Genomic DNA, 19763 nt, shown 5'->3' on the forward strand with positions numbered 1-19763 from the left:
AGGAGATACACCATGCCGCGTCGTGCAGCAGCCAAGAACCACCGTCGTGAGGTCCAGCCTGACGCCGTCTACAACAACCGTCTCGTGACCCAGCTCATCAACAAGGTCCTCCTCGACGGCAAGAAGTCCACCGCCGAGCGCATCGTCTACGGTGCCTTTGACATCGTCGCAGAGAAGAGCGGCGAGGACGCCCTCACCGTCTTCAAGAAGGCTATGGACAACGTCCGCCCGACCCTCGAGGTCAAGCCCAAGCGCGTGGGCGGCGCCACCTACCAGGTGCCGATGGAGGTCAACTCCCGTCGCGCCACCACCCTCGCCATCCGCTGGATCGTCAACTTCTCCCGCGCCCGCAAGGAGAAGACGATGGCCGAGCGCCTCGCCAACGAGATCCTCGACGCCTCCAACGGCGTCGGCGCCTCCATCAAGAAGCGTGAGGACCTCTTCAAGATGGCCGAGGCCAACCGCGCCTTCTCTCACTACCGCTTCTAGTCCGCGAGACCGAGGAGAAGCCACATGGCAAAGGTTAAGTACAAGCTCGAGGACCTCCGCAACATCGGCATCATGGCCCACATCGATGCCGGTAAGACCACCACGACGGAGCGCATCCTCTACTACACGGGCAAGACCCACAAGATCGGCGAGGTCCACGACGGCGCCGCCACCATGGACTGGATGGTCCAGGAGCAGGAGCGCGGCGTGACCATCACCTCCGCGGCCACCACGTGCTTCTGGAAGGACCACGTCATCCAGATCATCGACACCCCGGGCCACGTCGACTTCACGTCCGAGGTCGAGCGCTGCCTGCGCGTCCTCGACGGCGCGGTCGCGGTCTTCGATGCCGTCGCCGGCGTCCAGCCGCAGTCCGAGACCGTCTGGCGTCAGGCCACGACCTACGGCGTCCCCCGCATCGCCTTCATCAACAAGTACGACCGCGTGGGCGCCGACTTCTTCCACGCCATCGAGACCATGAAGGACCGCCTGCACGCCAACGCCGTGGCGGCCCAGATCCCGATGGGCGCCGAGTCCAACTTCTGGGGTCTCGTCGACCTGGTCACCATGACCGCGTGGGACTTCAAGGAGGACGCCAAGGGCATGATCTACCCCGAGGCGATGGACGCCATCCCCGACGAGTTCATGGACCTCGCCCAGGAGAAGCGCGAGGAGCTGCTCGATGCCGCCTCCAACTTCTCCGACGAGATCATGGAGGCCGTGCTCGAGGAGGCCGAGATCGACGTCGACACCCTCAAGGCCGCTCTGCGCAAGGGCGTCATCGACGGCGAGCTCAACCTCGTCTTCGTGGGCTCCGCCTACAAGAACAAGGGCATCCAGGAGCTCCTCGACGCCGTCGTGGACTACCTCCCGAGCCCGCTCGACGTCGCCGAGATCGACGGCACCAACCTCAAGGGTGAGCCCGAGGTCCGTCACGCCGACCCGAAGGAGCCCTTCGCGGCCCTCGCCTTCAAGATCATGACCGACCCCTACGTCGGCAAGCTCACCTACATCCGCGTGTACTCCGGTCAGGCGGAGGCGGGCTCCTACGTCTACAACTCGGTCAAGGACAACCGCGAGCGCCTCGGCCGCATCCTCGAGATGAACGCCAACGAGCGCGTCGACCGTGACGCCTGCTCCGCCGGCGACATCGTCGCCTGCGTCGGCCTCAAGAACACCACCACCGGCGAGACCCTCTGCGACGAGAAGCACCCGGTCATCCTCGAGTCCATCGAGTTCGCGACCCCGGTCATCTCCGTCGCCGTCGAGCCCAAGACCAAGGCCGAGCAGGACAAGATGTCCGTGGGCCTGGCCAAGCTCGCCGAGGAGGACCCGACCTTCCAGGTCCACACCGACCACGAGACCGGCCAGACCATCATCTCCGGCATGGGCGAGCTGCACCTTGAGATCATCGTCGACCGTCTGCGTCGCGAGTTCAAGGTCGACTGCAACGTCGGCAAGCCGCAGGTCGCCTACCGCGAGACCGCCGGCAAGGCCGTCATGCACGCCGAGGGCAAGTTCGTCCGTCAGTCCGGCGGCCGCGGCCAGTACGGCCACGCGATCATCGACATGGAGCCCAACGAGGAGGGCAAGGGCTACGAGTTCGAGAACGCCATCGTCGGTGGCGTCATCCCGAAGGAGTACATCCCCTCCATCGACAAGGGCATCCAGGAGGCGCTCGAGAGCGGCGTCATCGCCGGCTACCCGGTCGTCGACATCAAGGTCAAGCTCATCGACGGCTCCTACCACGAGGTCGACTCCTCCGAGGCCGCCTTCAAGATCGCCGGCTCCATGGCGATCAAGGACGCCCTGAAGAAGTCCGACCCGGTCCTGCTCGAGCCGATCGAGGAGGTCGAGGTCGAGACGCCCGAGCAGTACATGGGCGACGTCATGGGCAACCTCTCCTCTCGCCGCGGCAAGATCGAGGGCATGGAGGACCGTCGCGACACCAAGGTGATCCGCGCCAAGGTGCCCCTGGGCGAGATGTTCGGCTACGCCACCGACCTCCGCTCCCAGACGCAGGGCCGTGCGAGCTACACCATGCAGTTCGACTCCTACGAGCCCGTCCCGAAGAACATTCGCGACGAGATCGTCGCCAAGAACGGCGGAAGCGCTTCTTAAGTCAACGACCACGAGCCCTAGCTCATTTGGAGGTACAAAGTGTCAAGCCAGAAGATCAGGATTCGCCTCAAGGGCTACGACCACGAGGTCGTCGACCAGTCCGCGAAGCTCATCGTCGACACCGCCCAGAAGACGGGCGCCCGCGTGTCCGGTCCCATCCCCCTGCCCACCGAGCGCAACCTCTACACGGTCATCCGCTCGCCGCACAAGGACAAGGACTCCCGCGAGCAGTTTGAGATGCGCACCCACAAGCGTCTCATCGACATCCTCGACCCGGCTGCCGCCACGGTTGACTCGCTCATGCGTCTCGACCTCCCGGCTGGCGTGGACATCGAGATCAAGCTCTAAGTCCTAACGCTCAAGGGGGAGCCCCCGTCGTTCCACGCAAGAGTGTTCGCGCCTCGCGCTCAGAACTCTTGCTTGGGAACGGCGGGGGCTCCACGCGTATACAGCCTTGAACGTCCGTCAGCTGCGGCGCTCCTCCGAGCGGATGAGGGCCAGGAGGAACGCGAGGGTGAGGGCGAGGGGAGCGTCGTGGCCGCGAGGGATGCGGAGCATGGCGTCCTGGCCGGAGAGCTCGACGTTCCCGACGGCGCGGCCGTCCTCCAGCAGCTCGACCTGGTCGCCAAGCCAGTCACCCCGAATGCCGATGTCGCAGCCCTCGAGCTCCCAGACCTCGGCGAGGCCGGCGCGGGGTCGAAGGTTCTTGCGCACGTGCACGGTGCCGACGCCCTCGATCCTGGCCTCAACCGAGGGGAGCGGCGCTCCCGTCAGAATGATGCGGTACGCCACTCGCGCGACCCTCCTGCCGGATGCGTCCGCGATCTCCCAGCGCTCCCCACGCGGCACACTCGCAGTATGGCGGATGAGGTAGGGCTGCCCGTCCCTCTCGTCGAGAACCGTGGCCGTCAGGTCGCGCGGGCCACCTTGCGAGCAAAGTCGCAGGCACAGATTGCCCTCCAGCGCCTCACGAAGCACGCTCAGCGAGGCGTCGGCGTGCGAGCGCGCCCGCGAAACACGAGCCACGGCGAGCGCGGTCGCAAGCGGCGCAAGCGACAGCGCGGCGCCGATCATTCCCAGCTCCGGCACGAGCGCTGGCGCCACGACCGCGGCGCCAGCGAGCCCGATCCCCGCGGCCGTCACATAGCTTACCCGCGTCACCCTCCGCTCCTGAGCCTCAACGGCAACCATGGCGTCCACGCCTCCTTTGACCAGGGCATCGACGCTCACGCCAAAGAGCGCGCTCAGCATGACGAGCGACTGCGCGTCCGGCGTCGTCCTGCCCGACTCCCAGTGCGAGATGGTCTGCCTGCTCACGTAGAGCGTGGCGGCAAGCTCCTCCTGCGTGAGGCCGCGGGCCAGCCGGAGCTCCTTGATGCTCGAGCCTACGTCCATGGCGCCTCCTCTCGTTGGCAGGACCGTATCAGGGGCGCCTCCGGGTGTCTGTCAAATGTGGTGTACAGACGCGCTGAGCTGCTAGTCTTCGAACGCCTCGGAGAGATGGGTGATGATGTCGTCCGACTCGTACAGCGGGGCGCCGTCGATGAACAGACAGGGGACCTGCGGCTTGCCGCCCACGCGAACGAGCTCCTCGCGGGCGCCGGGGTCGGAGGTGATGTCGCGCAGGGGCATCTCGATGCCGCGACGCTCCATGAAGCGCAGGACCTTCTGGCAGTAGGGGCAGGCGGGCATGATGAAGAGCTCGTAGCGAGGGGTCATGGGTGTCCTTTCGGTCGGCGGGTCGGCGTTCTTCAGGGGCTTGTACCCCGCGGCGGGTCTTCCGCACCTCCGAATGCATAAAACTGTCCTTCGTGCTACAAAACTCTGGATTCAAAATCAAAATGTCGATTCGTGTAGCGTGATTTTGGCCCAAAACAGCAAAACGATTCAATTGTGTATATTCTCAACTGGGCAAACTCGAAAAGTCTAAGTCTTGGGAGACGAAATTCGGGAAAACTACGCTACACGAACGAACGTTTTGATTCTCAAACAGGGCCCAATGCAGCACGAGCGAGCGTTTTGAACAATCCGACGGCGTCCGCCATGCGTTTCGAAGCCGAAACCATTGCCGTGTATGATGGCGAGAAGAAGACGGCCCGACGAAGGAGCATCCATGAACATCGTCTGCCTCGACCTCGAGGGCGTGCTCGTGCCCGAGATCTGGATCGCGTTCTCGGAGGAGTCCGGCATCCCGGAGCTCTCCCGCACCACGCGTGACGAGCCCGACTACGACAAGCTCATGGCCTTCCGCATCGCCACGCTGCGCGAGCACGGGCTGGGCCTGCATGAGATCCAGGACGTCATCGCGCGCATCGACCCGCTCCCCGGCGCGCGCGAGTTCCTCGACGCGCTCCGCGAGCGCACTCAGGCCGTGATCCTCTCCGACACGTTCGAGGAGTTCGCGCGTCCCCTCATGGCCAAGCTCGGGTGGCCCACGCTGCTGTGCAACTCGCTCGAGGTCGCGCCGTCCGGCGAGATACTCCGGCATCGCATGCGCTGCGAGAACTCCAAGCTCACTACCGTCCGCGCGCTCCAGAGCTGCGGCTTCGAGACCATCGCCACCGGCGACTCCTTCAACGACCTCGCGATGATCCGCGCGAGCAAGGCGGGCTTCCTCTTCCGCAGCACGCCGCAGATCCAGGCCGACAACCCGGACCTCCCGGCGTTCGTCGACTACGCCGACCTCCTCGCGGCCATCACGGAGGCGCTCTAGCATGCCTAAGCTCTACGTGCTGCGCCACGGCCAGACCGTGTACAACCTGCAGAAGCGCGTCCAGGGTCACTGCGACTCGCCGCTCACGGAGCTTGGCGTCGAGCAGGCGCGCGCCGCGGGCCGCTGGATCGCGTCGGAGAGAATCCGCTTTGACCGTATGTGCTCCTCTCCGCTCGGGCGCACGCTCGCCACGCTCGACGTGGTGCGCGAGGAGCTGACCGCCGCGGGCATGACCGACCTCCCGCCCGTCGAGCCCGTGGACGGTCTCATCGAGCGCTGCTACGGCGAGTTCGAGGGCGGTCTCCAATCCGACGTGCCGGCCGACCTGTGGGACCCCGGCGAGGCGCTCGTCCCGTACGGCGGGGAGGGGAGCGTCGCGCTTCGTGAGCGCATCGTCGCCACGATGACCGACATCATGGGCGCCCCGGACGCCGAGACGGTGCTCGCGGTCTGCCACGGCTCGGCGACGCTGCAGTTCAAGCTCGCGTGGGAGCCGCTTGCGCGCTGCCCGCAGGACGTGCACCTTGGCAACTGCTGCGTGCTCGTCTACGACTACGACCCCGAGGCGCACACCTTTGCCTGCGAGAGGATCGTGAACCAATCGGTCTGACCCTCCAGCTGCTCGGACGGCTCGCTGACCGAAATCGCCTCCGGGCGAGAGGGACCCCAGCGGTTCCTCTCGCCCGGTTTGTGCGGTCTATGGATACGCCCGGGGGCGCGGAAAGCGCCGCCGCAGCTCAGCGACCCTAAAAAATGTGTGGAGACATTGTGTTGTCCCAGATGCGCGTGTAGACTAGACAGGCTGCTCAAAAGGGGAGAGCTGTGTCTCGACCCCAAGAGCCGCAGATACAGGACGTGGTCCGCTGGGGACGGGCGCAAGGGGCGCCCGGAATAGCCCATGACCACCGAGGGTTAGGAAAGAGCATGGTCAGCACGATCCTTGGCCGCAAGCTTGGGATGACGCAGATCTGGGACGAGGACGACAACGTCGTGCCCGTCACCGTCATCCAGGCTGGCCCCTGCACTGTCTCGCAGGTCAAGACGAAGGCGACCGACGGCTACGACGCCGTCCAGATCGGCTTCGGAGACATCTCCGCCAAGCACGTCAACAAGCCCATGGCCGGCCACTTCGCCAAGCAGGGCGTCGAGCCGATGCGCTACCTGCGCGAGGTTCGCGTTGAGAACGGCGAGGAGCACCACACCGGTGACGTCGTCACCGTGGCCGACTTCGCCGACGTCAAGTCCGTCGACGTCATCGGCACCTCCAAGGGCAAGGGCTTCCAGGGCACCATCAAGCGCTGGAACTTCTCCCGCGGCCCCATGACCCACGGCTCCCGCAACCAGCGCCGCCCGGGCTCCATCGGCCAGTGCGCCTACCCCGCGCGCGTCCGCAAGGGCCTGCACATGTACGGCCACATGGGCGACGAGCGCGTGACGGTCAAGAACCTCAAGCTCGTCCGCATCGACGCCGAGCAGAACCTCATGCTCGTCAAGGGCGCTGTCCCCGGCGGCAAGAACGCTCTCGTCCAGGTCCGCATGGCCTAAGTGCCAGGAAAACTCTTAGGCTAACAAGGAGGACAGAATGTCCAAGTACGCAATCAAGAACGCTGAGGGGGCTCAGGTCGCCGAGGCCGAGCTCGCCGACGGCGTCTTCGGCATCGAGCCGAACATCCCCGTCATCCACCAGGTCGTGGTGTGCCAGGACAGCTGCGCCCGTCAGGGTACCCACTCCGTGAAGAACCGTCACGAGGTCTCCGGCGGCGGCGCCAAGCCCTACCGCCAGAAGGGCACCGGCCGCGCCCGTCAGGGCTCCACGCGCGCCGCGCAGTGGACCGGCGGCGGCGTCGTCTTTGGCCCCACCCCGCGCACCCACGACAAGCGCATCAACAACAAGATGGTCAAGCTCGCCCTGCGCTCCGTGCTGTCCGGCAAGGTCGCCGACCAGGAGCTCGTGCTCGTCGACAGCCTCTCCTTCGAGAAGCCGTCCACCAAGCAGGCCAAGGCCCTTCTCGGCGCCCTCGGCATCGGCGACAAGCGCGTGACGATCGTCGTCCCCGACGATGACGTGAACACCTACCTCTCGTTCCGCAACCTCGCCGGCGTCAACGTCATCGGCGTCTCCGAGGCCACCACGCGCACCCTCATCGACAACGGCGCGCTCGTCATGACCGCCGACATCGCGAAGCAGTTCGAGGAGGTGCTCGCATAATGAACTCCGCCTACGACGTCATCATTCGCCCGATCGTCTCCGAGCGTTCCTTCGATCTCATCGAGCAGGGCAAGTACACCTTCGAGGTGGCCAAGTCCGCCCCCAAGGAGGAGATCGCCAGCGCCGTCGAGAAGCTCTTCGGCGTCCACGTGGTCAAGGTCAACACGCTCAACGTCTCCGGCAAGAAGAAGCGCGTTCGCTACCAGACCCCTGGCACCACGCGCTCCTGGAAGAAGGCCGTCGTGACCCTCGCCCCCGGCGAGACGATCGAGATCTTCGGCAGCCAGCAGGCCGCTGAGTAGCTCGCAGCGCCCGGGTCTTTCCGGAGACCCGGGCTTGCATGCCGCGCATGATGGATACGCGCGGTACCGTGGTAATCCGGTGTCGTCCGCCACTCCCTGAGCGGAACGGCCAACGGAAAAGAAGGGAAAGGTTTCAATGGCAGTCAAGCACCTCAAGCCCACGAGCGCCGGCAGGCGTTTCCAGACGGTCTCGGACTTCGCCGAGATCACCTGCACCACGCCCGAGAAGTCGCTTCTCGAGCCCCTGCCCAAGAAGGCCGGCCGCAACAACAACGGCCGCATCACCACCCGTCACCAGGGTGGCGGCCACAAGCGTCAGTACCGCAAGATCGACTTCAAGCGCCGCAAGGACGACGTCCCGGCCAAGGTCGCCACGATCGAGTACGACCCCAACCGCTCCGCCCGCATCGCGCTGCTCCACTACGTTGACGGCGCCAAGGCCTACATCCTGTGCCCCGAGGGCCTGCACGTGGGCGACACCGTCGTCTCCGGCACCAAGGACATCGACATCAAGCCGGGCAACTGCATGCCGCTCTCCGAGATCCCGGTCGGCACGCTCGTCCACGCCGTCGAGTTCCAGCCCGGCAAGGGCGCGGCCATGGCCCGTGCCGCCGGCACCTCCGTCCAGCTCATGGGCAAGGACAACGGCTACGCCGTCCTGCGCATGCCCTCCTCCGAGCTTCGCCGCGTCCTGCTCACCTGCCGCGCCACCATCGGCGAGGTCGGCAACGCCGAGCACTCCAACATCGTCGTCGGCAAGGCCGGCCGCAGCCGCTGGGCCGGCGTCCGCCCGACCGTCCGTGGTACCGTCATGAACCCGGTCGACCACCCGCACGGCGGCGGCGAGGGCAAGAACCACACCTCCGGCCGTCCGTCCGTGACGCCCTGGGGCAAGCCGACGAAGGGTTACAAGACGCGCGACCCGAAGAAGGCCTCCAACCGCCTCATCATCCGTCGCCGCAAGTCCAAGTAGTCGGAACACGAGTAGTAGGAGATAGAAAGCATGAGCAGAAGTCTCAAGAAGGGCCCGTTCGTGGAGACTCGCCTCCTCGCGCGTGTCGCCGCTCAGAACGAGGCCGGCACCAAGGAGGTCATCAAGACCTGGTCGCGCTCCTCGACCATCTTCCCCGAGATGGTCGGTCACACGATCGCCGTCCACGACGGCCGCAAGCACGTGCCCGTGTACGTCACCGAGTCCATGGTCGGGCACAAGCTGGGCGAGTTCGCCCCCACCCGCACGTTCCGTGGCCACAAGGCCAACTAGGGAGGTAGGAGCTAGATGCCTCAGAACAACACCAACGAGGTCCGTGCCACGGCCAAGTACGTGCGCGTCGCGCCGCGCAAGGCCCGTGCCGTCGTCTCGCTGATCCGCAACCTCCCCGTCGAGAAGGCCCTCGAGGTCCTGCAGTTCTCCAAGCGCGCCGCCGCCGTCGACGTCGCCAAGGTCCTGCGCTCCGCGATCGCCAACGCCGAGAACAACAACGGCATGCGTGGCGACAGCCTCTACGTCAAGCTCGCCTACGTTGACGAGGGCCCCACCCTCAAGCGCATCCGTCCGCGCGCCAAGGGCTCTGCCTCTCGCATCAACAAGCGCATGAGCCACATCACCGTCGTCGTCGCTCCGCGAAAGGAGGCGTAAGCGAGCATGGGTCACAAGGTTCAGCCTACCGGCTTCCGTCTCGGCATCACCGAGGAGTGGCGTTCCCGCTGGTACGCCGATAAGAACTACGCCGAGACCCTCGGCAACGACCTCGCCGTCCGCAAGTACCTGGAGAAGCGCCTCGCCAAGGCCGCCCTCTCCCGCGTCGACATCGAGCGCGCCGGCGACAAGGTCAAGGTCACCATCTACACCGCCCGCCCGGGCATCGTGATCGGCAAGAAGGGCGCCGACATCGACGTCCTGCGCGCCGACCTCGAGAAGGTCGCCGGCGTGGGCAAGGGCATGGTCAACGTCGACGTCGTCGAGATCAAGCGCCCCGAGCTCGACGCCAACCTCGTCGCCCAGTCCATCGCCGAGCAGCTCGAGCAGCGCGTCGCCTTCCGTCGCGCCATGCGCAAGGCCGTCCAGTCCGCCCGCAAGGCCGGCGCCAAGGGCATCCGCATCCAGTGCTCCGGCCGCCTCAACGGCGCCGAGATGGGCCGTCGCGAGTGGTACCGCGAGGGTCGCGTGCCCCTGCACACCCTGCGCGCCGTGATCGACTACGGCCAGTCCACCGCTCGCACCACCATGGGTGCCTGCGGCGTCAAGGTTTGGATCTACTTCGGCGAGAAGCTGCCCGGTCAGGCCACGCCCCGTCCGGCGCTCGAGGGTTCTTCTCGTCCTCGCCGTGGTCGCAATGAGAGGAGGGCTCGCTAATGCTCGCACCCAAGCGCGTCCTGCACCGCAAGGTCCAGCGCGGCTCCATGAAGGGCCACGCCAAGGGCAACACCGAGCTGCACTTTGGTTCCTACGGCATCCAGGCCCTGGAGGCCCACTGGATCACCAACCGTCAGATCGAGGCCTGCCGTGTCGCCATGACCCGCTACATGAAGCGTGGCGGCAAGGTCTGGATCACCATCTTCCCCGACAAGCCCATCACCAAGAAGCCGGCCGAGACCCGCATGGGCTCCGGTAAGGGCAATCCCGAGGAGTGGGTGGCCGTCGTCAAGCCGGGCCGCATCATGTTCGAGATCGACGGCGTGTCCGACGAGGTGGCTCGCGAGGCCCTGCGCCTTGCCCAGCACAAGCTGCCCATCAAGACCAAGATCGTCGCCCGCACCGACAAGGACGGGGAGGAATAGTCAATGAAGTACAAGGACATCCAGGCCATGAGCGACGATGAGCTCGCCAAGAAGCTGGAGGAGGGCCGCGCGGAGCTCTTCAACCTCCGCTTCCAGATGGCCACGAGCCAGCTCGACAACACGGCTCGCGTCAAGACCGTGAAGAAGGACATCGCGCGCGTCCAGACCGAGCAGCGCGCCCGTCAGATCGCCGCGGAGAAGTCCGCTGCCCAGAACTAGCAGGAGATATGACTATGGCTGAGACCGAGAAGAGGAACGCGCGCAAGGTCGTCACCGGGACGGTCGTCTCCATCTCTGGCGACAAGTCCATCACGGTGAAGATCGACTACCGCAAGCGTCACCCCAAGTACGGCAAGATGATGACCATCTCGAAGAAGCTCCACGCGCACGACGAGAAGAACGAGTGCGGCGTCGGCGACCTCGTGACCGTCATGGAGACGCGTCCGCTCTCCAAGACCAAGCGTTGGCGTCTCGTGGAGATCGTCGAGCGCGCCAAGTAAGTATCAGTGACGAATCCCCGGACGTGCGCCGCGCGTGTGGGCGCACCTCTCGGGGGATAGTTCGGAGGAACACCAATGATTCAGATGGAGACCATGCTCAACGTCGCTGACAACAGCGGCGCCAGGCGCGTGAAGTGCGTCAAGGTCCTCGGTGGCTCCAAGCGTCGCTACGCGGGACTTGCCGACGTCATCATCGGCGCCGTGCAGGAGGCCACCCCGGGCGGCTCCGTGAAGAAGGGCGACATCGTCCGCTGCGTCATCGTGCGCACCACCAAGGAGACCCGCCGCAAGGACGGCAGCTACATCAAGTTCGACCAGAACGCCTGCGTGCTGGTCGACAAGGAGGGCGAGCCCAAGGGCACCCGTATCTTCGGGCCCGTCGCTCGTGAGCTCCGCGACCACAAGTACATGAAGATCGTCTCGCTCGCGCCTGAGACGCTCTAGGGAGTGAGTGAATATGGCGAAGATGAACGTGAAGACGGGCGACAAGGTCGTCGTCCTCTCCGGCAAGGACAAGGGCAAGGAGGGCCTGGTCATCCGCGCCCTCCCCGCTGAGGGCAAGGTCATCGTCGAGGGCGTCGCCGTCGTCAAGAAGGCCGTCCGCCCGAGCGCCCAGAACCAGCAGGGTGGCTTCGTCGAGAAGGAGGCCGCCATCGACGTGTCCAACGTCATGCTGGTGTGCCCCAAGTGCGGCAAGCCCACCCGCGTCGGCCACGACGTGAACGACAAGGGCGACAAGGTTCGCGTCTGCAAGAAGTGCGGCGCCCAGTTCTAAGAGCCTGAGCCCACGCATCTGACGGGAGCCCCCGGATTTCCTTCGAGAAGTGCGCTTCGCGGAACTTCTCTCCGGAAATCCGGGGGCTCCCTGCGTTGACTAGCGCGCTCAGGCTCGTTCTTGTCGCCGCACCTCTGTGCTCGTGAGGGGCGGCGGTTTGTGCATAAACGGTGCCGAGGAGTTCGTCGTTCCCTTTTGTGGAGAAAGGGCGTAATATGTTTCCTTGCGTCCGTAGGCAGGGAGGATTCTGCCTCGGGTGCATGACAAGGCTCCCGGCCCCGCCAAGGCAGGGAGGTACGAGGTTGGAAACCCCGTGCTGAGAACCCCAGGATCTAAGGAGTGAACATGGCAGACAAGTACGTCCCGCGTCTCAAGGAGCAGTATTTCGCCACCGTGCGTGACGAGCTCCAGAAGCAGTTTGGCTACAAGAACGTCAACCAGATCCCCAAGATCGAGAAGATCGTGGTGAACATGGGCGTCGGCGAGGCCGCCACGGACGCCAAGGCCATCGACGGCGCCGTCGCCGACCTGCGCGCCATCACCGGCCAGCAGCCGCTGATCACCCACGCCCGCAAGTCCATCGCCACCTTCAAGCTCCGTGCCGGCATGCCGATCGGCGCCAAGGTGACCCTGCGCGGCGACCGCATGTGGGAGTTCTTCGATCGTCTCATCTCCATCGCCATCCCGCGCATCCGCGACTTCCGCGGCATCTCCCCGAAGAGCTTCGACGGTCGTGGCAACTTCTCCATGGGCGTCACCGAGCAGCTCATCTTCCCGGAGATCGACTTCGACAAGATCGACCACACCCGCGGCATGGACATCACCATCGTGACCACCGCTCAGACCGACGAGGAGGGCAAGGCGCTTCTGTCCGCCTTCCACTTCCCGTTCAAGGCTGAGTAGGTCGTATATCAACAAGACGCCCCGTGCGAGCGGGGCGCCGAGATTGCACTGAAGGAGGATTTGTGGCTAAGACATCGATGATCGTCAAGGCTCAGCGCGAGCCGAAGTTCTCTACGCGTACGCAGAACCGCTGCCAGCGTTGTGGGCGCCCCCACTCCGTCTATCGCAAGTTCGGCCTCTGCCGCGTGTGCTTCCGCGAGCTTGCGAGCAAGGGCGAGCTTCCTGGCGTCCGCAAGGCGAGCTGGTAGGACGCAGGGCTCTGGCGCCCAGGCGCACGCGCCACGGGTGCGGGCGAACCGGGCACTCAGGTTCATCATTACCGAAGGAGAATGATCCATGAAGATCACTGATCCCATTTCCGACATGCTGACGCGCATCCGCAACGCGAACGCAGCCAACAAGGCCGAGGTCTCCATGCCCTCGACCAAGGTGCTCGTCGAGGTTGCCCGCGTCATCTGCGAGGAGGGCTACATCGCGGGTTACGAGGTCGAGGACACGACCCCGCAGAAGACCCTCCACATCACCCTCAAGTACGGCGCCCGCCACGCCAAGGTGATTCGCGGCATCCGTCGCATCTCCAAGCCTGGCCTGCGCATCTACTCCACCGCGGACAAGCTCCCGCGCGTGCTCGGCGGCCTCGGCACCGCCGTCATCTCCACCTCCAAGGGCATGATGTGCGACCGCGACGCCCGCAAGCAGGGCATCGGCGGCGAGGTCATCGCCTACGTCTGGTAACTCTCGGCAGGAATGAAAGGAGACAGCCGTGTCTCGTATTGGTAAGCAGCCTGTCCAGGTTCCGGCCGGAGTCACTGTGACAGTCAACGGCACCACCGTCACCGTCAAGGGCGGCAAGGGTGAGCTCACCCGCACCTTCTCCGACCTCGTTGAGATCAAGGAGGAGGGCGAGGAGCTTCACGTCGTCCGCGTGGACGAGTCCACCGCCTCCAACGCCCAGCAGGGTCTCACCCGCACCCTCCTCCACAACATGGTCGTGGGCGTCTCCGAGGGCTTCGAGAAGAAGCTCGAGCTCACCGGCGTCGGCTACCGCGCCACGCTGAAGGGCAAGGACCTCGACCTCTCCCTCGGCTACTCCCACCCGGTGCTCTACCCGGCCCCCGACAACATCACCTTCGAGGTGCCCGACAACACCCACATCACCGTCAAGGGCATCTCCAAGGAGCAGGTCGGCCAGGTCGCGGCCGAGATCCGCATGAAGCGCCCGCCCGAGCCGTACAAGGGCAAGGGCATTCACTACGAGGGCGAGCACATCCGCAGGAAGCTCGGCAAGGCCGCCAAGTAGCCTCGAGGCTTATAAAAGACCATCACCCCGTCAGGTGATGGCACGTCTAAGGAGAAGGAATGAACAAGCAGCAGGCGAAGAAGGCCGGTCTCAAGCGCCGCGAGCGCCGCGTCCGCGCCAAGATCTTCGGCACCGCTGAGCGTCCGCGCCTCAGCGTGCACCGCACCAACGCAAACATCTACGCTCAGGTCATCGATGACGCCGACGGCAAGACCATCTGCTCTGCCTCGACCCTCGACCCCGAGTTCCGCGCCACGGGCAAGATCGGCTCCAACAAGGAGGCCGCTGAGTTCGTGGGCGAGCTCGTGGGCAAGCGCGCCGTCGAGAAGGGCGTCACCGAGGTCACGTTCGACCGCGGTGGTCGCATCTATCACGGCCGTGTCAAGGCTCTGGCAGACGGTGCCCGCAATGCGGGCCTGAAGTTCTAGGAGGATTCAATGGCACGAGATCGCAAGCGCCAGCAGGACACGGATCTTCAGGAGCGCGTCGTCTTCATCCACCGTGTCTCCAAGACCGTCAAGGGCGGCCGTCGCATGTCCCTCGTCGCCCTCGTCGCCGTCGGTGACGGCAAGGGCAACGTCGGCCTCGGCATGGGCAAGTCCGCCGAGGTGCCCCTGGCCATTTCCAAGGGCGTCGAGGACGCCAAGAAGAACATGTTCCACGTTCCCGTCACCGAGGCGGGCACCATCCCGCACGCCGTCGAGGGCCACTACGGCGCCGGCCACGTGCTGATCAAGCCGGCCATCGAGGGTACCGGCGTCATCGCCGGCGGCCCCGTCCGCCCGCTCTTCGAGCTCGCTGGCATCACCAACGTGCTCTCCAAGTCCCTCGGCACCAACAACGCCATGAACATCATCAAGGCCGCCGCCGAGGGCCTGAAGGAGCTCTCCAGCCCCGCTCAGACCGCCGAGCGCCGCGGCATCACGGTCAGCGAGATGTTCGCCGGGAAGGAGAACTAACGATGGCTCAGTCCCTCAAGATCAAGCTCGTCCGCAGCGCCGTCGCCTCCGTCAAGAAGGACCAGACGGCCACCTGCCGCGCCCTCGGCCTCCGCAAGATCGGTGACGTCGTGGAGCAGCCGGACAACCCGAGCATCCGTGGAATGATCTTCAAGGTCAAGCACCTTGTCGTCGTGGAAGAGAACTAGGAGTCACTCATGCAGCTCAACGATCTGCGTCCCGCGGAGGGCTCGCGCAAGAACCGCAAGCGCATCGGCCGCGGTAACTCGTCCGGTCACGGCACCACCGCCGGTCGCGGCACCAAGGGCCAGCTCTCCCGCTCCGGTGGCGGCAAGGGCAAGGGCTTCGAGGGTGGCCAGCAGCCGCTCGCCATGCGCCTGCCCAAGCTCCCCGGCTTCAAGAACCACAACCGCGTCGAGTACGCCCCGGTGAACGTCGCCCGTCTCGACGCGCTGTTCGCCGACGGTGAGACCGTCGACGCCGATGCCCTGGTTGCCAAGGGCGTCATCAAGTACAACTATGTTCCCGTGAAGGTCCTCGGTGACGGCGAGCTCACCAAGAAGCTCACCGTCAAGGTGGACAAGGTCTCCGCCTCTGCCAAGGCCAAGATCGAGGCGGCCGGAGGAAAGGTCGAGCAGGCGTGCTAAAGGGAATCGCCAACGCGTTCCGCGTTCCGGAGCTCAGGCAGAAGCTGCTCCTTACGGCGGCGATTCTGCTGCTGTATCGCTTCGGCGCCTATCTGCCCGTTCCGGGCGCGCCGTTCCAGGACCTGCTCGGTGCCTACCAGAGCGGGCTCTCCGAGAGCGGCGCCATGGCGGTGCTCAACCTGTTCTCGGGCGGAGCACTCTCCCGCATGTCGGTGTTCAGCCTCGGAATCATGCCCTACATCACGGCGCAGATCATTCTGCAGCTGCTGCAGGCCGTGATTCCGTCCCTCGGCGAGCTTGCCCGCGAGGGCGAGGCCGGTCAGCGCAGGATCACGCAGTACACGCGTTACCTCACGATCGGTCTCGCCCTGCTCAACGCCATCGGCTACCTGTTCATGTTCCGTAGCTACGGCGTGAGCCTGGCGAGCGCCGGCGTCCCCGAGCTTCTGCTCGACGTCATGATCGTCTTCACGATGGTCGTCGGCGCGATGCTCATCATGTGGCTCGGCGAGATCATCACCCAGCGCGGCGTCGGCAACGGCATGTCGCTCATCATCTTCGCGAACATCATGTCGGGCCTGCCCACCTCGCTGATCTCCTCGGTCACGGGCACGGGCAACATCGTGCTCACCGTGGTGACGATGCTGGTCATCGTGGCCATCATCCCGTTGATCGTCTTCGTGGAGCGCGGCCAGCGCCGCATCCCCATCCAGTACGCCAAGCGCGTCGTGGGCCGTCGCATGATGGGTGGTCAGTCCACCTACCTGCCGATCAAGGTCAACACGGCGGGCGTCGTGCCGATCATCTTCGCGTCCGCGATCCTGTACCTGCCGGCTCAGCTGGCGGTCTTCTTCCCGTCGGTCGAGTGGGTCCAGGGCTTTGCCAACGCCCTCTCCACCGGCTGGATCAACTGGGTGCTCTCGGTCGTGCTGATCGTCGCCTTCGCGTACTTCTACTCCTCGATGGTGTTCAACCCCACCGAGACGGCCGACCAGCTGCGCAAGCAGGGTGGCTTCATCCCCGGCGTCCGCCCGGGTGCCGCCACCGCGGCCTACATCAAGAGCGCCATTGACCACGTGACGCTCCCGGGCGCGCTGTTCATGGCCGTTCTCGCCGTGGTGCCCACGATCATCTTCTGGTTCACGGGCAACTCGCTCATCCAGGCGTTCGGCGGCACCTCCGTCCTGATCATGGTCGGCGTCGCCATGGACACGCTCTCCTCCATCGAGAGCCAGCTCAAGATGCACAACTACGACGGCTTCTTCAAGTAGCCCGAGTGGTTTAGGTAAGGTAAGCAGCTAGGAAAGGCGGTCCGCATCATGAACATCGTTCTTCTCGGCGCCCCCGGCGCAGGTAAGGGCACCCAGGCCCAGAAGCTCGTCGCAGAGTACGGCCTGGCCCACATCTCCACCGGCGACCTGCTGCGCGCCGCCATCAAGGAGGGCTCCAAGCTCGGCAAGAAGGCCAAGGGCTACATGGACGAGGGCAAGCTCGTCCCCGATGACCTGGTCATCGACCTGGTCAAGGAGCGCCTCGAGGCCGACGACGCCCAGAAGGGCTTCATCCTCGACGGCTTCCCGCGCAACACCGCCCAGGCGGTCACGCTCGACTCCGAGCTCGGCGCCATGGGCCGCACGCTCGACGCCGCGCTTCTCGTCTCCGTGGAGCCCGCGGTCATCGTCGAGCGCCTGAGCTCCCGTCGTACCTGCCGCTCCTGCGGCTACACCGCCCCTGCCGGCGTGGACACCTGCCCGCGCTGCGGTGGCGAGATGTACCAGCGTGACGACGACAAGCCCGAGACGATTCAGCACCGCCTCGACGTCTACGAGTCCCAGACCGCGCCGCTGGTGGAGTACTACCGCGGCCACTCTATCCTCAAGGAGGTTGACGGGGACCGTCCGGTCGACGAGGTCTATGCCGACGTCAAGGTCCTTCTCGGTCTATGATCAAGATCAAGACTCCCGAACAGATCGAGCAGATGAAGGCCGCCGGGGCTCTGTCCAAGGCGGCCCTTCGTCGTGCTGGCAGCCTGGTGAGGCCCGGCGCCACGACCCTGGAGATCGACCAGGTCGTGGAGGGCTTCATCAGGCTGCACGGCGCCGTCCCCACCTTCAAGGGGTACGGCGGCTTCCCGGGGAGCATCTGCTCCTCGGTCAACGAGCAGATCGTCCACGGCATCCCCTCCCAGGGCGTGGTCCTGCAGGAGGGCGACATCGTCTCCATCGACACCGGCGCCACCTACCGGGGCTGGGTCGGCGACAACGCCTGGACGTTCTATGTCGGCACGCCCCCCGAGGAGTGGCAGGCGCTCTGCGAGTGCACGCGTGACTGCCTCAAGGCTGCCATCGAGCAGGCCGTTCCCGGCAACCACCTCGGTGACATCGGCGCGGCTGTCCAGGAGCTGGCCGAGGGCAACGGCTACGGCGTGGTCCGCGACTACGTGGGTCACGGCGTCGGCAGCGTCATGCACGAGGAGCCCGAGGTCCGCAACTACGGCAGGCGCGGGCGCGGCGTCAAGCTCCAGGCGGGCATGGTCATCGCCATCGAGCCCATGATCTGCCTCGGTACCTATCGCTGCCACACGCTCGGCAACGGCTGGACGGTCGTCACCGACGACGGCCTGCCCGCCGCGCACTACGAGAACACCGTTGCCGTCACCGAGGACGGTCCGGTCATTCTCACGCAGGACGAGAAGGGCCCCTGGTGCCCGATGCAGGGCGGCGTCGACGAGTAGACGTCGCTTGTGTGCGTCTCATGCAGCGCGAGAAGTGCCGTGTGGAACGTACGTGAATTTTAGGTATGATATTTGGTCGCTGTCGGAGTGGAGAGGGTGTCAATTTGAGCAAGCAGGACGCAATCGAGCTTGAGGGCAAGGTCGTCGAGCCCCTGCCCAACGCGATGTTCAACGTTGAGCTTGAGAACGGCAAGACCATTCTCTGCACCATCTCGGGCAAGATCCGGATGAACTACATCCGCATCCTCCCGGGCGACAAGGTCGTCGTGGAGATCTCCCCGTACGACCTCACGAGGGGACGCATCACCTACCGCTACAAGTAGGGGAGGCGCCCGCTCTTCAGCTGTGGATATTCACGCCAGCGGCTGGGCGAGTAGATAGTTCGTATCAGCACTACCGGAAGGAAGACGCATGAAGGTACGTCCTTCGGTCAAGAAGATGTGCGACAAGTGCAAGATCATCCGTCGCCATGGCAAGGTTTACGTCATCTGCGAGAACCCGCGCCACAAGCAGCGTCAGGGCTAAGGAAGGAGCTCCAAGTTGGCCCGTATCAACGGCGTCGACCTGCCGCGCGACAAGCGCGTTGAGGTCGGACTCACCTACATCTTCGGCATCGGCCAGACCCGCGCCACCAAGATCTGCGCGGAGACCGGTGTCAACCCCGATACCCGCGTCAAGGACCTCACCGAGGACGAGGTCACCAAGATTCGTGACTTCATCGACGCGAACTACACCACCGAGGGCGACCTTCGCCGCGAGGTGCGTCAGAACACCGCCCGCCTGATGGAGATCGGCTGCTACCGCGGCCTCCGTCACCGCAAGGGCCTTCCTGTCCACGGTCAGCGCACCCACACCAACGCTCGCACCCGCAAGGGCAAGAAGCGTCAGATCGGTGCCAAGAAGAGGGGCTAGGGAGTAGACAATGCCGCAGAAGAAGAACCAGCGCACCACCCGCGTGCGCCGCTCCGAGCGCAAGAACATCGCCGTGGGCCAGGCCCACATCAAGAGCACGTTCAACAACACGATCGTCTCCATCACCGACCCCCAGGGCAACGTGATCTCCTGGCAGTCCGGTGGCACCGTCGGCTTCAAGGGCTCCCGCAAGTCCACGCCGTTCGCCGCCCAGCTCGCCGCCGAGGCCGCTGCCAAGGCGGCCATGGAGCACGGCCTGCACAAGGTCGCCGTGTTCGTCAAGGGTCCCGGCTCCGGCCGCGAGACCGCCATCCGCTCCCTGCAGGCCGCCGGCCTCGAGGTGTCGGGTATCCAGGACAAGACCCCCATCGCGCACAACGGTTGCCGTCTGAGCAAGCGTCGCCGCGTGTAGCTAGGA

At 65.3% G+C, this 19763-nt stretch carries 34 protein-coding genes; 32 read left to right on the forward strand and 2 right to left on the reverse strand.

Annotated features, from left to right (window positions below):
- The first annotated feature begins 12 nt into the window (after positions 1 to 12).
- The 3 genes from rpsG to rpsJ are packed head-to-tail and all read left to right on the forward strand — an operon-like array spanning position 13 to position 2958.
- A complete protein-coding gene (gene rpsG, locus B5F73_RS05755; protein ID WP_087227308.1) occupies positions 13 to 489 on the forward strand; it encodes a 30S ribosomal protein S7 in 477 nt (158 codons plus the stop codon).
- A gap of 24 nt (positions 490 to 513) precedes the next feature.
- Positions 514 to 2610, forward strand: a complete 2097-nt coding sequence (gene fusA, locus B5F73_RS05760; RefSeq protein WP_087227309.1) for an elongation factor G — start codon at positions 514 to 516, stop codon at positions 2608 to 2610.
- Positions 2611 to 2649: 39 nt separating this feature from the next.
- Positions 2650 to 2958, forward strand: coding sequence for a 30S ribosomal protein S10 (rpsJ, locus tag B5F73_RS05765; protein WP_075575844.1), 309 nt, complete (start codon positions 2650 to 2652; stop codon positions 2956 to 2958).
- 117 nt (positions 2959 to 3075) lie between these two features.
- Here rpsJ and B5F73_RS05770 read toward each other — a convergent pair whose 3' ends face one another.
- Both B5F73_RS05770 and B5F73_RS05775 read right to left on the reverse strand, forming a co-directional pair.
- Positions 3076 to 4005 carry a helix-turn-helix transcriptional regulator gene (locus tag B5F73_RS05770; RefSeq protein WP_087227310.1) on the reverse strand — a complete coding sequence of 310 codons (930 nt, stop codon included), beginning with the start codon at positions 4003 to 4005 and terminating at the stop codon, positions 3076 to 3078.
- A gap of 81 nt (positions 4006 to 4086) precedes the next feature.
- The gene (locus B5F73_RS05775; RefSeq protein WP_087227311.1) at positions 4087 to 4329 is read right to left on the reverse strand and encodes a glutaredoxin; all 243 of its coding nucleotides are present in this window, start codon (positions 4327 to 4329) and stop codon (positions 4087 to 4089) included.
- 394 nt (positions 4330 to 4723) lie between these two features.
- On the opposite strand from B5F73_RS05775, the gene thrH reads away from it, so the two are divergent.
- The 29 genes from thrH (at position 4724) to rpsK (ending at position 19757) form a co-directional block, all read left to right on the forward strand.
- Positions 4724 to 5323 carry a bifunctional phosphoserine phosphatase/homoserine phosphotransferase ThrH gene (thrH, locus tag B5F73_RS05780; protein ID WP_087227312.1) on the forward strand — a complete coding sequence of 200 codons (600 nt, stop codon included), beginning with the start codon at positions 4724 to 4726 and terminating at the stop codon, positions 5321 to 5323.
- Between the two features lies 1 nt (position 5324).
- On the forward strand, positions 5325 to 5933 hold the full coding sequence (locus B5F73_RS05785) for a histidine phosphatase family protein (protein WP_087227313.1): 609 nt from the start codon (positions 5325 to 5327) through the stop codon (positions 5931 to 5933).
- Between the two features lie 314 nt (positions 5934 to 6247).
- Positions 6248 to 6868, forward strand: a complete 621-nt coding sequence (gene rplC / locus B5F73_RS05790) for a 50S ribosomal protein L3 (protein WP_087227314.1) — start codon at positions 6248 to 6250, stop codon at positions 6866 to 6868.
- Positions 6869 to 6905: 37 nt separating this feature from the next.
- Positions 6906 to 7532, forward strand: coding sequence for a 50S ribosomal protein L4 (gene rplD / locus B5F73_RS05795; RefSeq protein ID WP_087227315.1), 627 nt, complete (start codon positions 6906 to 6908; stop codon positions 7530 to 7532).
- Positions 7532 to 7834: a 50S ribosomal protein L23 gene (rplW, locus tag B5F73_RS05800; RefSeq protein ID WP_087227316.1), complete on the forward strand. Its 303-nt coding sequence runs from the start codon at positions 7532 to 7534 to the stop codon at positions 7832 to 7834. The genes rplD and rplW overlap by 1 nt, the downstream gene beginning before the upstream one ends.
- Positions 7835 to 7970: 136 nt before the next feature.
- Positions 7971 to 8807, forward strand: coding sequence for a 50S ribosomal protein L2 (rplB, locus tag B5F73_RS05805; protein ID WP_087227317.1), 837 nt, complete (start codon positions 7971 to 7973; stop codon positions 8805 to 8807).
- Positions 8808 to 8837: 30 nt separating this feature from the next.
- Positions 8838 to 9098: a 30S ribosomal protein S19 gene (rpsS, locus tag B5F73_RS05810; protein ID WP_087227318.1), complete on the forward strand. Its 261-nt coding sequence runs from the start codon at positions 8838 to 8840 to the stop codon at positions 9096 to 9098.
- Positions 9099 to 9113: 15 nt separating this feature from the next.
- Entirely contained in the window at positions 9114 to 9473 is a 360-nt protein-coding gene (gene rplV / locus B5F73_RS05815; protein WP_087227319.1) for a 50S ribosomal protein L22, read from the forward strand.
- A 6-nt stretch (positions 9474 to 9479) separates the two neighbouring features.
- Complete coding sequence (rpsC, locus tag B5F73_RS05820; protein WP_087227320.1) at positions 9480 to 10190, forward strand: 30S ribosomal protein S3; 711 nt, start codon at positions 9480 to 9482, stop codon at positions 10188 to 10190.
- Positions 10190 to 10615, forward strand: a complete 426-nt coding sequence (gene rplP, locus B5F73_RS05825) for a 50S ribosomal protein L16 (RefSeq protein WP_075575860.1) — start codon at positions 10190 to 10192, stop codon at positions 10613 to 10615. Before rpsC ends, rplP begins: the two co-directional genes overlap by 1 nt.
- 3 nt (positions 10616 to 10618) lie before the next feature.
- Positions 10619 to 10834, forward strand: coding sequence for a 50S ribosomal protein L29 (gene rpmC, locus B5F73_RS05830; protein WP_087227321.1), 216 nt, complete (start codon positions 10619 to 10621; stop codon positions 10832 to 10834).
- 14 nt (positions 10835 to 10848) lie between these two features.
- On the forward strand, positions 10849 to 11115 hold the full coding sequence (rpsQ, locus tag B5F73_RS05835) for a 30S ribosomal protein S17 (protein ID WP_075575862.1): 267 nt from the start codon (positions 10849 to 10851) through the stop codon (positions 11113 to 11115).
- Positions 11116 to 11190: 75 nt separating this feature from the next.
- Positions 11191 to 11559, forward strand: coding sequence for a 50S ribosomal protein L14 (gene rplN / locus B5F73_RS05840; RefSeq protein ID WP_075575863.1), 369 nt, complete (start codon positions 11191 to 11193; stop codon positions 11557 to 11559).
- Positions 11560 to 11572: 13 nt separating this feature from the next.
- Complete coding sequence (gene rplX / locus B5F73_RS05845; protein ID WP_075575864.1) at positions 11573 to 11890, forward strand: 50S ribosomal protein L24; 318 nt, start codon at positions 11573 to 11575, stop codon at positions 11888 to 11890.
- A 345-nt stretch (positions 11891 to 12235) separates the two neighbouring features.
- Complete coding sequence (gene rplE, locus B5F73_RS05850; RefSeq protein ID WP_087227322.1) at positions 12236 to 12793, forward strand: 50S ribosomal protein L5; 558 nt, start codon at positions 12236 to 12238, stop codon at positions 12791 to 12793.
- Between the two features lie 62 nt (positions 12794 to 12855).
- Positions 12856 to 13041 carry a type Z 30S ribosomal protein S14 gene (locus B5F73_RS05855; protein ID WP_087227323.1) on the forward strand — a complete coding sequence of 62 codons (186 nt, stop codon included), beginning with the start codon at positions 12856 to 12858 and terminating at the stop codon, positions 13039 to 13041.
- 88 nt (positions 13042 to 13129) lie between these two features.
- The gene (gene rpsH / locus B5F73_RS05860) at positions 13130 to 13528 is read left to right on the forward strand and encodes a 30S ribosomal protein S8 (RefSeq protein WP_075575866.1); all 399 of its coding nucleotides are present in this window, start codon (positions 13130 to 13132) and stop codon (positions 13526 to 13528) included.
- Positions 13529 to 13556: 28 nt separating this feature from the next.
- Positions 13557 to 14093 carry a 50S ribosomal protein L6 gene (rplF, locus tag B5F73_RS05865; protein WP_087227324.1) on the forward strand — a complete coding sequence of 179 codons (537 nt, stop codon included), beginning with the start codon at positions 13557 to 13559 and terminating at the stop codon, positions 14091 to 14093.
- A 59-nt stretch (positions 14094 to 14152) separates the two neighbouring features.
- On the forward strand, positions 14153 to 14521 hold the full coding sequence (gene rplR / locus B5F73_RS05870) for a 50S ribosomal protein L18 (protein WP_087227325.1): 369 nt from the start codon (positions 14153 to 14155) through the stop codon (positions 14519 to 14521).
- Between the two features lie 9 nt (positions 14522 to 14530).
- Positions 14531 to 15052: a 30S ribosomal protein S5 gene (gene rpsE, locus B5F73_RS05875; protein ID WP_087227326.1), complete on the forward strand. Its 522-nt coding sequence runs from the start codon at positions 14531 to 14533 to the stop codon at positions 15050 to 15052.
- Between the two features lie 2 nt (positions 15053 to 15054).
- Complete coding sequence (gene rpmD / locus B5F73_RS05880; protein WP_087227327.1) at positions 15055 to 15240, forward strand: 50S ribosomal protein L30; 186 nt, start codon at positions 15055 to 15057, stop codon at positions 15238 to 15240.
- 9 nt (positions 15241 to 15249) lie between these two features.
- Positions 15250 to 15699 (forward strand): 50S ribosomal protein L15, encoded by a 450-nt coding sequence (rplO, locus tag B5F73_RS05885; protein ID WP_087227328.1) that lies wholly within the window; start codon positions 15250 to 15252, stop codon positions 15697 to 15699.
- Positions 15693 to 16970 (forward strand): preprotein translocase subunit SecY, encoded by a 1278-nt coding sequence (gene secY, locus B5F73_RS05890; protein WP_087227329.1) that lies wholly within the window; start codon positions 15693 to 15695, stop codon positions 16968 to 16970. The genes rplO and secY overlap by 7 nt, the downstream gene beginning before the upstream one ends.
- A 48-nt stretch (positions 16971 to 17018) precedes the next feature.
- Positions 17019 to 17645, forward strand: coding sequence for an adenylate kinase (locus B5F73_RS05895; RefSeq protein WP_087227330.1), 627 nt, complete (start codon positions 17019 to 17021; stop codon positions 17643 to 17645).
- Positions 17642 to 18433 carry a type I methionyl aminopeptidase gene (map, locus tag B5F73_RS05900; protein ID WP_087227331.1) on the forward strand — a complete coding sequence of 264 codons (792 nt, stop codon included), beginning with the start codon at positions 17642 to 17644 and terminating at the stop codon, positions 18431 to 18433. Before B5F73_RS05895 ends, map begins: the two co-directional genes overlap by 4 nt.
- 104 nt (positions 18434 to 18537) lie before the next feature.
- A complete protein-coding gene (gene infA / locus B5F73_RS05905; RefSeq protein ID WP_075575875.1) occupies positions 18538 to 18756 on the forward strand; it encodes a translation initiation factor IF-1 in 219 nt (72 codons plus the stop codon).
- A gap of 88 nt (positions 18757 to 18844) precedes the next feature.
- Complete coding sequence (gene rpmJ / locus B5F73_RS05910) at positions 18845 to 18958, forward strand: 50S ribosomal protein L36 (RefSeq protein WP_013252436.1); 114 nt, start codon at positions 18845 to 18847, stop codon at positions 18956 to 18958.
- Positions 18959 to 18973: 15 nt separating this feature from the next.
- Positions 18974 to 19345, forward strand: a complete 372-nt coding sequence (gene rpsM, locus B5F73_RS05915) for a 30S ribosomal protein S13 (RefSeq protein ID WP_087227332.1) — start codon at positions 18974 to 18976, stop codon at positions 19343 to 19345.
- A gap of 10 nt (positions 19346 to 19355) precedes the next feature.
- A complete protein-coding gene (rpsK, locus tag B5F73_RS05920; protein WP_075279274.1) occupies positions 19356 to 19757 on the forward strand; it encodes a 30S ribosomal protein S11 in 402 nt (133 codons plus the stop codon).
- Positions 19758 to 19763 lie beyond the last annotated feature (6 nt).

The organism is Olsenella sp. An270 (genome assembly GCF_002159735.1).
Classification (GTDB): domain Bacteria; phylum Actinomycetota; class Coriobacteriia; order Coriobacteriales; family Atopobiaceae; genus Thermophilibacter.

Bases quoted from the DNA above. Each gene is read 5' to 3' on its own strand.
- rplO (WP_087227328.1), top strand. From the start codon at position 15,250: ATGCAGCTCAACGATCTGCGTCCCGCGGAGGGCTCGCGCAAGAACCGC.
- rpsQ (WP_075575862.1), top strand. From the start codon at position 10,849: ATGGCTGAGACCGAGAAGAGGAACGCGCGCAAGGTCGTCACCGGGACG.
- rpsE (WP_087227326.1), top strand. From the start codon at position 14,531: ATGGCACGAGATCGCAAGCGCCAGCAGGACACGGATCTTCAGGAGCGC.
- rpmD (WP_087227327.1), top strand. From the start codon at position 15,055: ATGGCTCAGTCCCTCAAGATCAAGCTCGTCCGCAGCGCCGTCGCCTCC.
- rpmC (WP_087227321.1), top strand. From the start codon at position 10,619: ATGAAGTACAAGGACATCCAGGCCATGAGCGACGATGAGCTCGCCAAG.
- map (WP_087227331.1), top strand. From the start codon at position 17,642: ATGATCAAGATCAAGACTCCCGAACAGATCGAGCAGATGAAGGCCGCC.
- rpsK (WP_075279274.1), top strand. From the start codon at position 19,356: ATGCCGCAGAAGAAGAACCAGCGCACCACCCGCGTGCGCCGCTCCGAG.
- rpsH (WP_075575866.1), top strand. From the start codon at position 13,130: ATGAAGATCACTGATCCCATTTCCGACATGCTGACGCGCATCCGCAAC.
- rplE (WP_087227322.1), top strand. From the start codon at position 12,236: ATGGCAGACAAGTACGTCCCGCGTCTCAAGGAGCAGTATTTCGCCACC.
- rplD (WP_087227315.1), top strand. From the start codon at position 6,906: ATGTCCAAGTACGCAATCAAGAACGCTGAGGGGGCTCAGGTCGCCGAG.
- rpsG (WP_087227308.1), top strand. From the start codon at position 13: ATGCCGCGTCGTGCAGCAGCCAAGAACCACCGTCGTGAGGTCCAGCCT.
- rplP (WP_075575860.1), top strand. From the start codon at position 10,190: ATGCTCGCACCCAAGCGCGTCCTGCACCGCAAGGTCCAGCGCGGCTCC.
- thrH (WP_087227312.1), top strand. From the start codon at position 4,724: ATGAACATCGTCTGCCTCGACCTCGAGGGCGTGCTCGTGCCCGAGATC.
- rpsS (WP_087227318.1), top strand. From the start codon at position 8,838: ATGAGCAGAAGTCTCAAGAAGGGCCCGTTCGTGGAGACTCGCCTCCTC.
- rpsC (WP_087227320.1), top strand. From the start codon at position 9,480: ATGGGTCACAAGGTTCAGCCTACCGGCTTCCGTCTCGGCATCACCGAG.
- rplW (WP_087227316.1), top strand. From the start codon at position 7,532: ATGAACTCCGCCTACGACGTCATCATTCGCCCGATCGTCTCCGAGCGT.
- B5F73_RS05785 (WP_087227313.1), top strand. From the start codon at position 5,325: ATGCCTAAGCTCTACGTGCTGCGCCACGGCCAGACCGTGTACAACCTG.
- rplN (WP_075575863.1), top strand. From the start codon at position 11,191: ATGATTCAGATGGAGACCATGCTCAACGTCGCTGACAACAGCGGCGCC.
- rplV (WP_087227319.1), top strand. From the start codon at position 9,114: ATGCCTCAGAACAACACCAACGAGGTCCGTGCCACGGCCAAGTACGTG.
- rplC (WP_087227314.1), top strand. From the start codon at position 6,248: ATGGTCAGCACGATCCTTGGCCGCAAGCTTGGGATGACGCAGATCTGG.
- B5F73_RS05770 (WP_087227310.1), bottom strand. From the start codon at position 4,005: ATGGACGTAGGCTCGAGCATCAAGGAGCTCCGGCTGGCCCGCGGCCTC.
- B5F73_RS05775 (WP_087227311.1), bottom strand. From the start codon at position 4,329: ATGACCCCTCGCTACGAGCTCTTCATCATGCCCGCCTGCCCCTACTGC.
- rplX (WP_075575864.1), top strand. From the start codon at position 11,573: ATGGCGAAGATGAACGTGAAGACGGGCGACAAGGTCGTCGTCCTCTCC.
- B5F73_RS05895 (WP_087227330.1), top strand. From the start codon at position 17,019: ATGAACATCGTTCTTCTCGGCGCCCCCGGCGCAGGTAAGGGCACCCAG.
- rplB (WP_087227317.1), top strand. From the start codon at position 7,971: ATGGCAGTCAAGCACCTCAAGCCCACGAGCGCCGGCAGGCGTTTCCAG.
- rplR (WP_087227325.1), top strand. From the start codon at position 14,153: ATGAACAAGCAGCAGGCGAAGAAGGCCGGTCTCAAGCGCCGCGAGCGC.
- fusA (WP_087227309.1), top strand. From the start codon at position 514: ATGGCAAAGGTTAAGTACAAGCTCGAGGACCTCCGCAACATCGGCATC.
- rpmJ (WP_013252436.1), top strand. From the start codon at position 18,845: ATGAAGGTACGTCCTTCGGTCAAGAAGATGTGCGACAAGTGCAAGATC.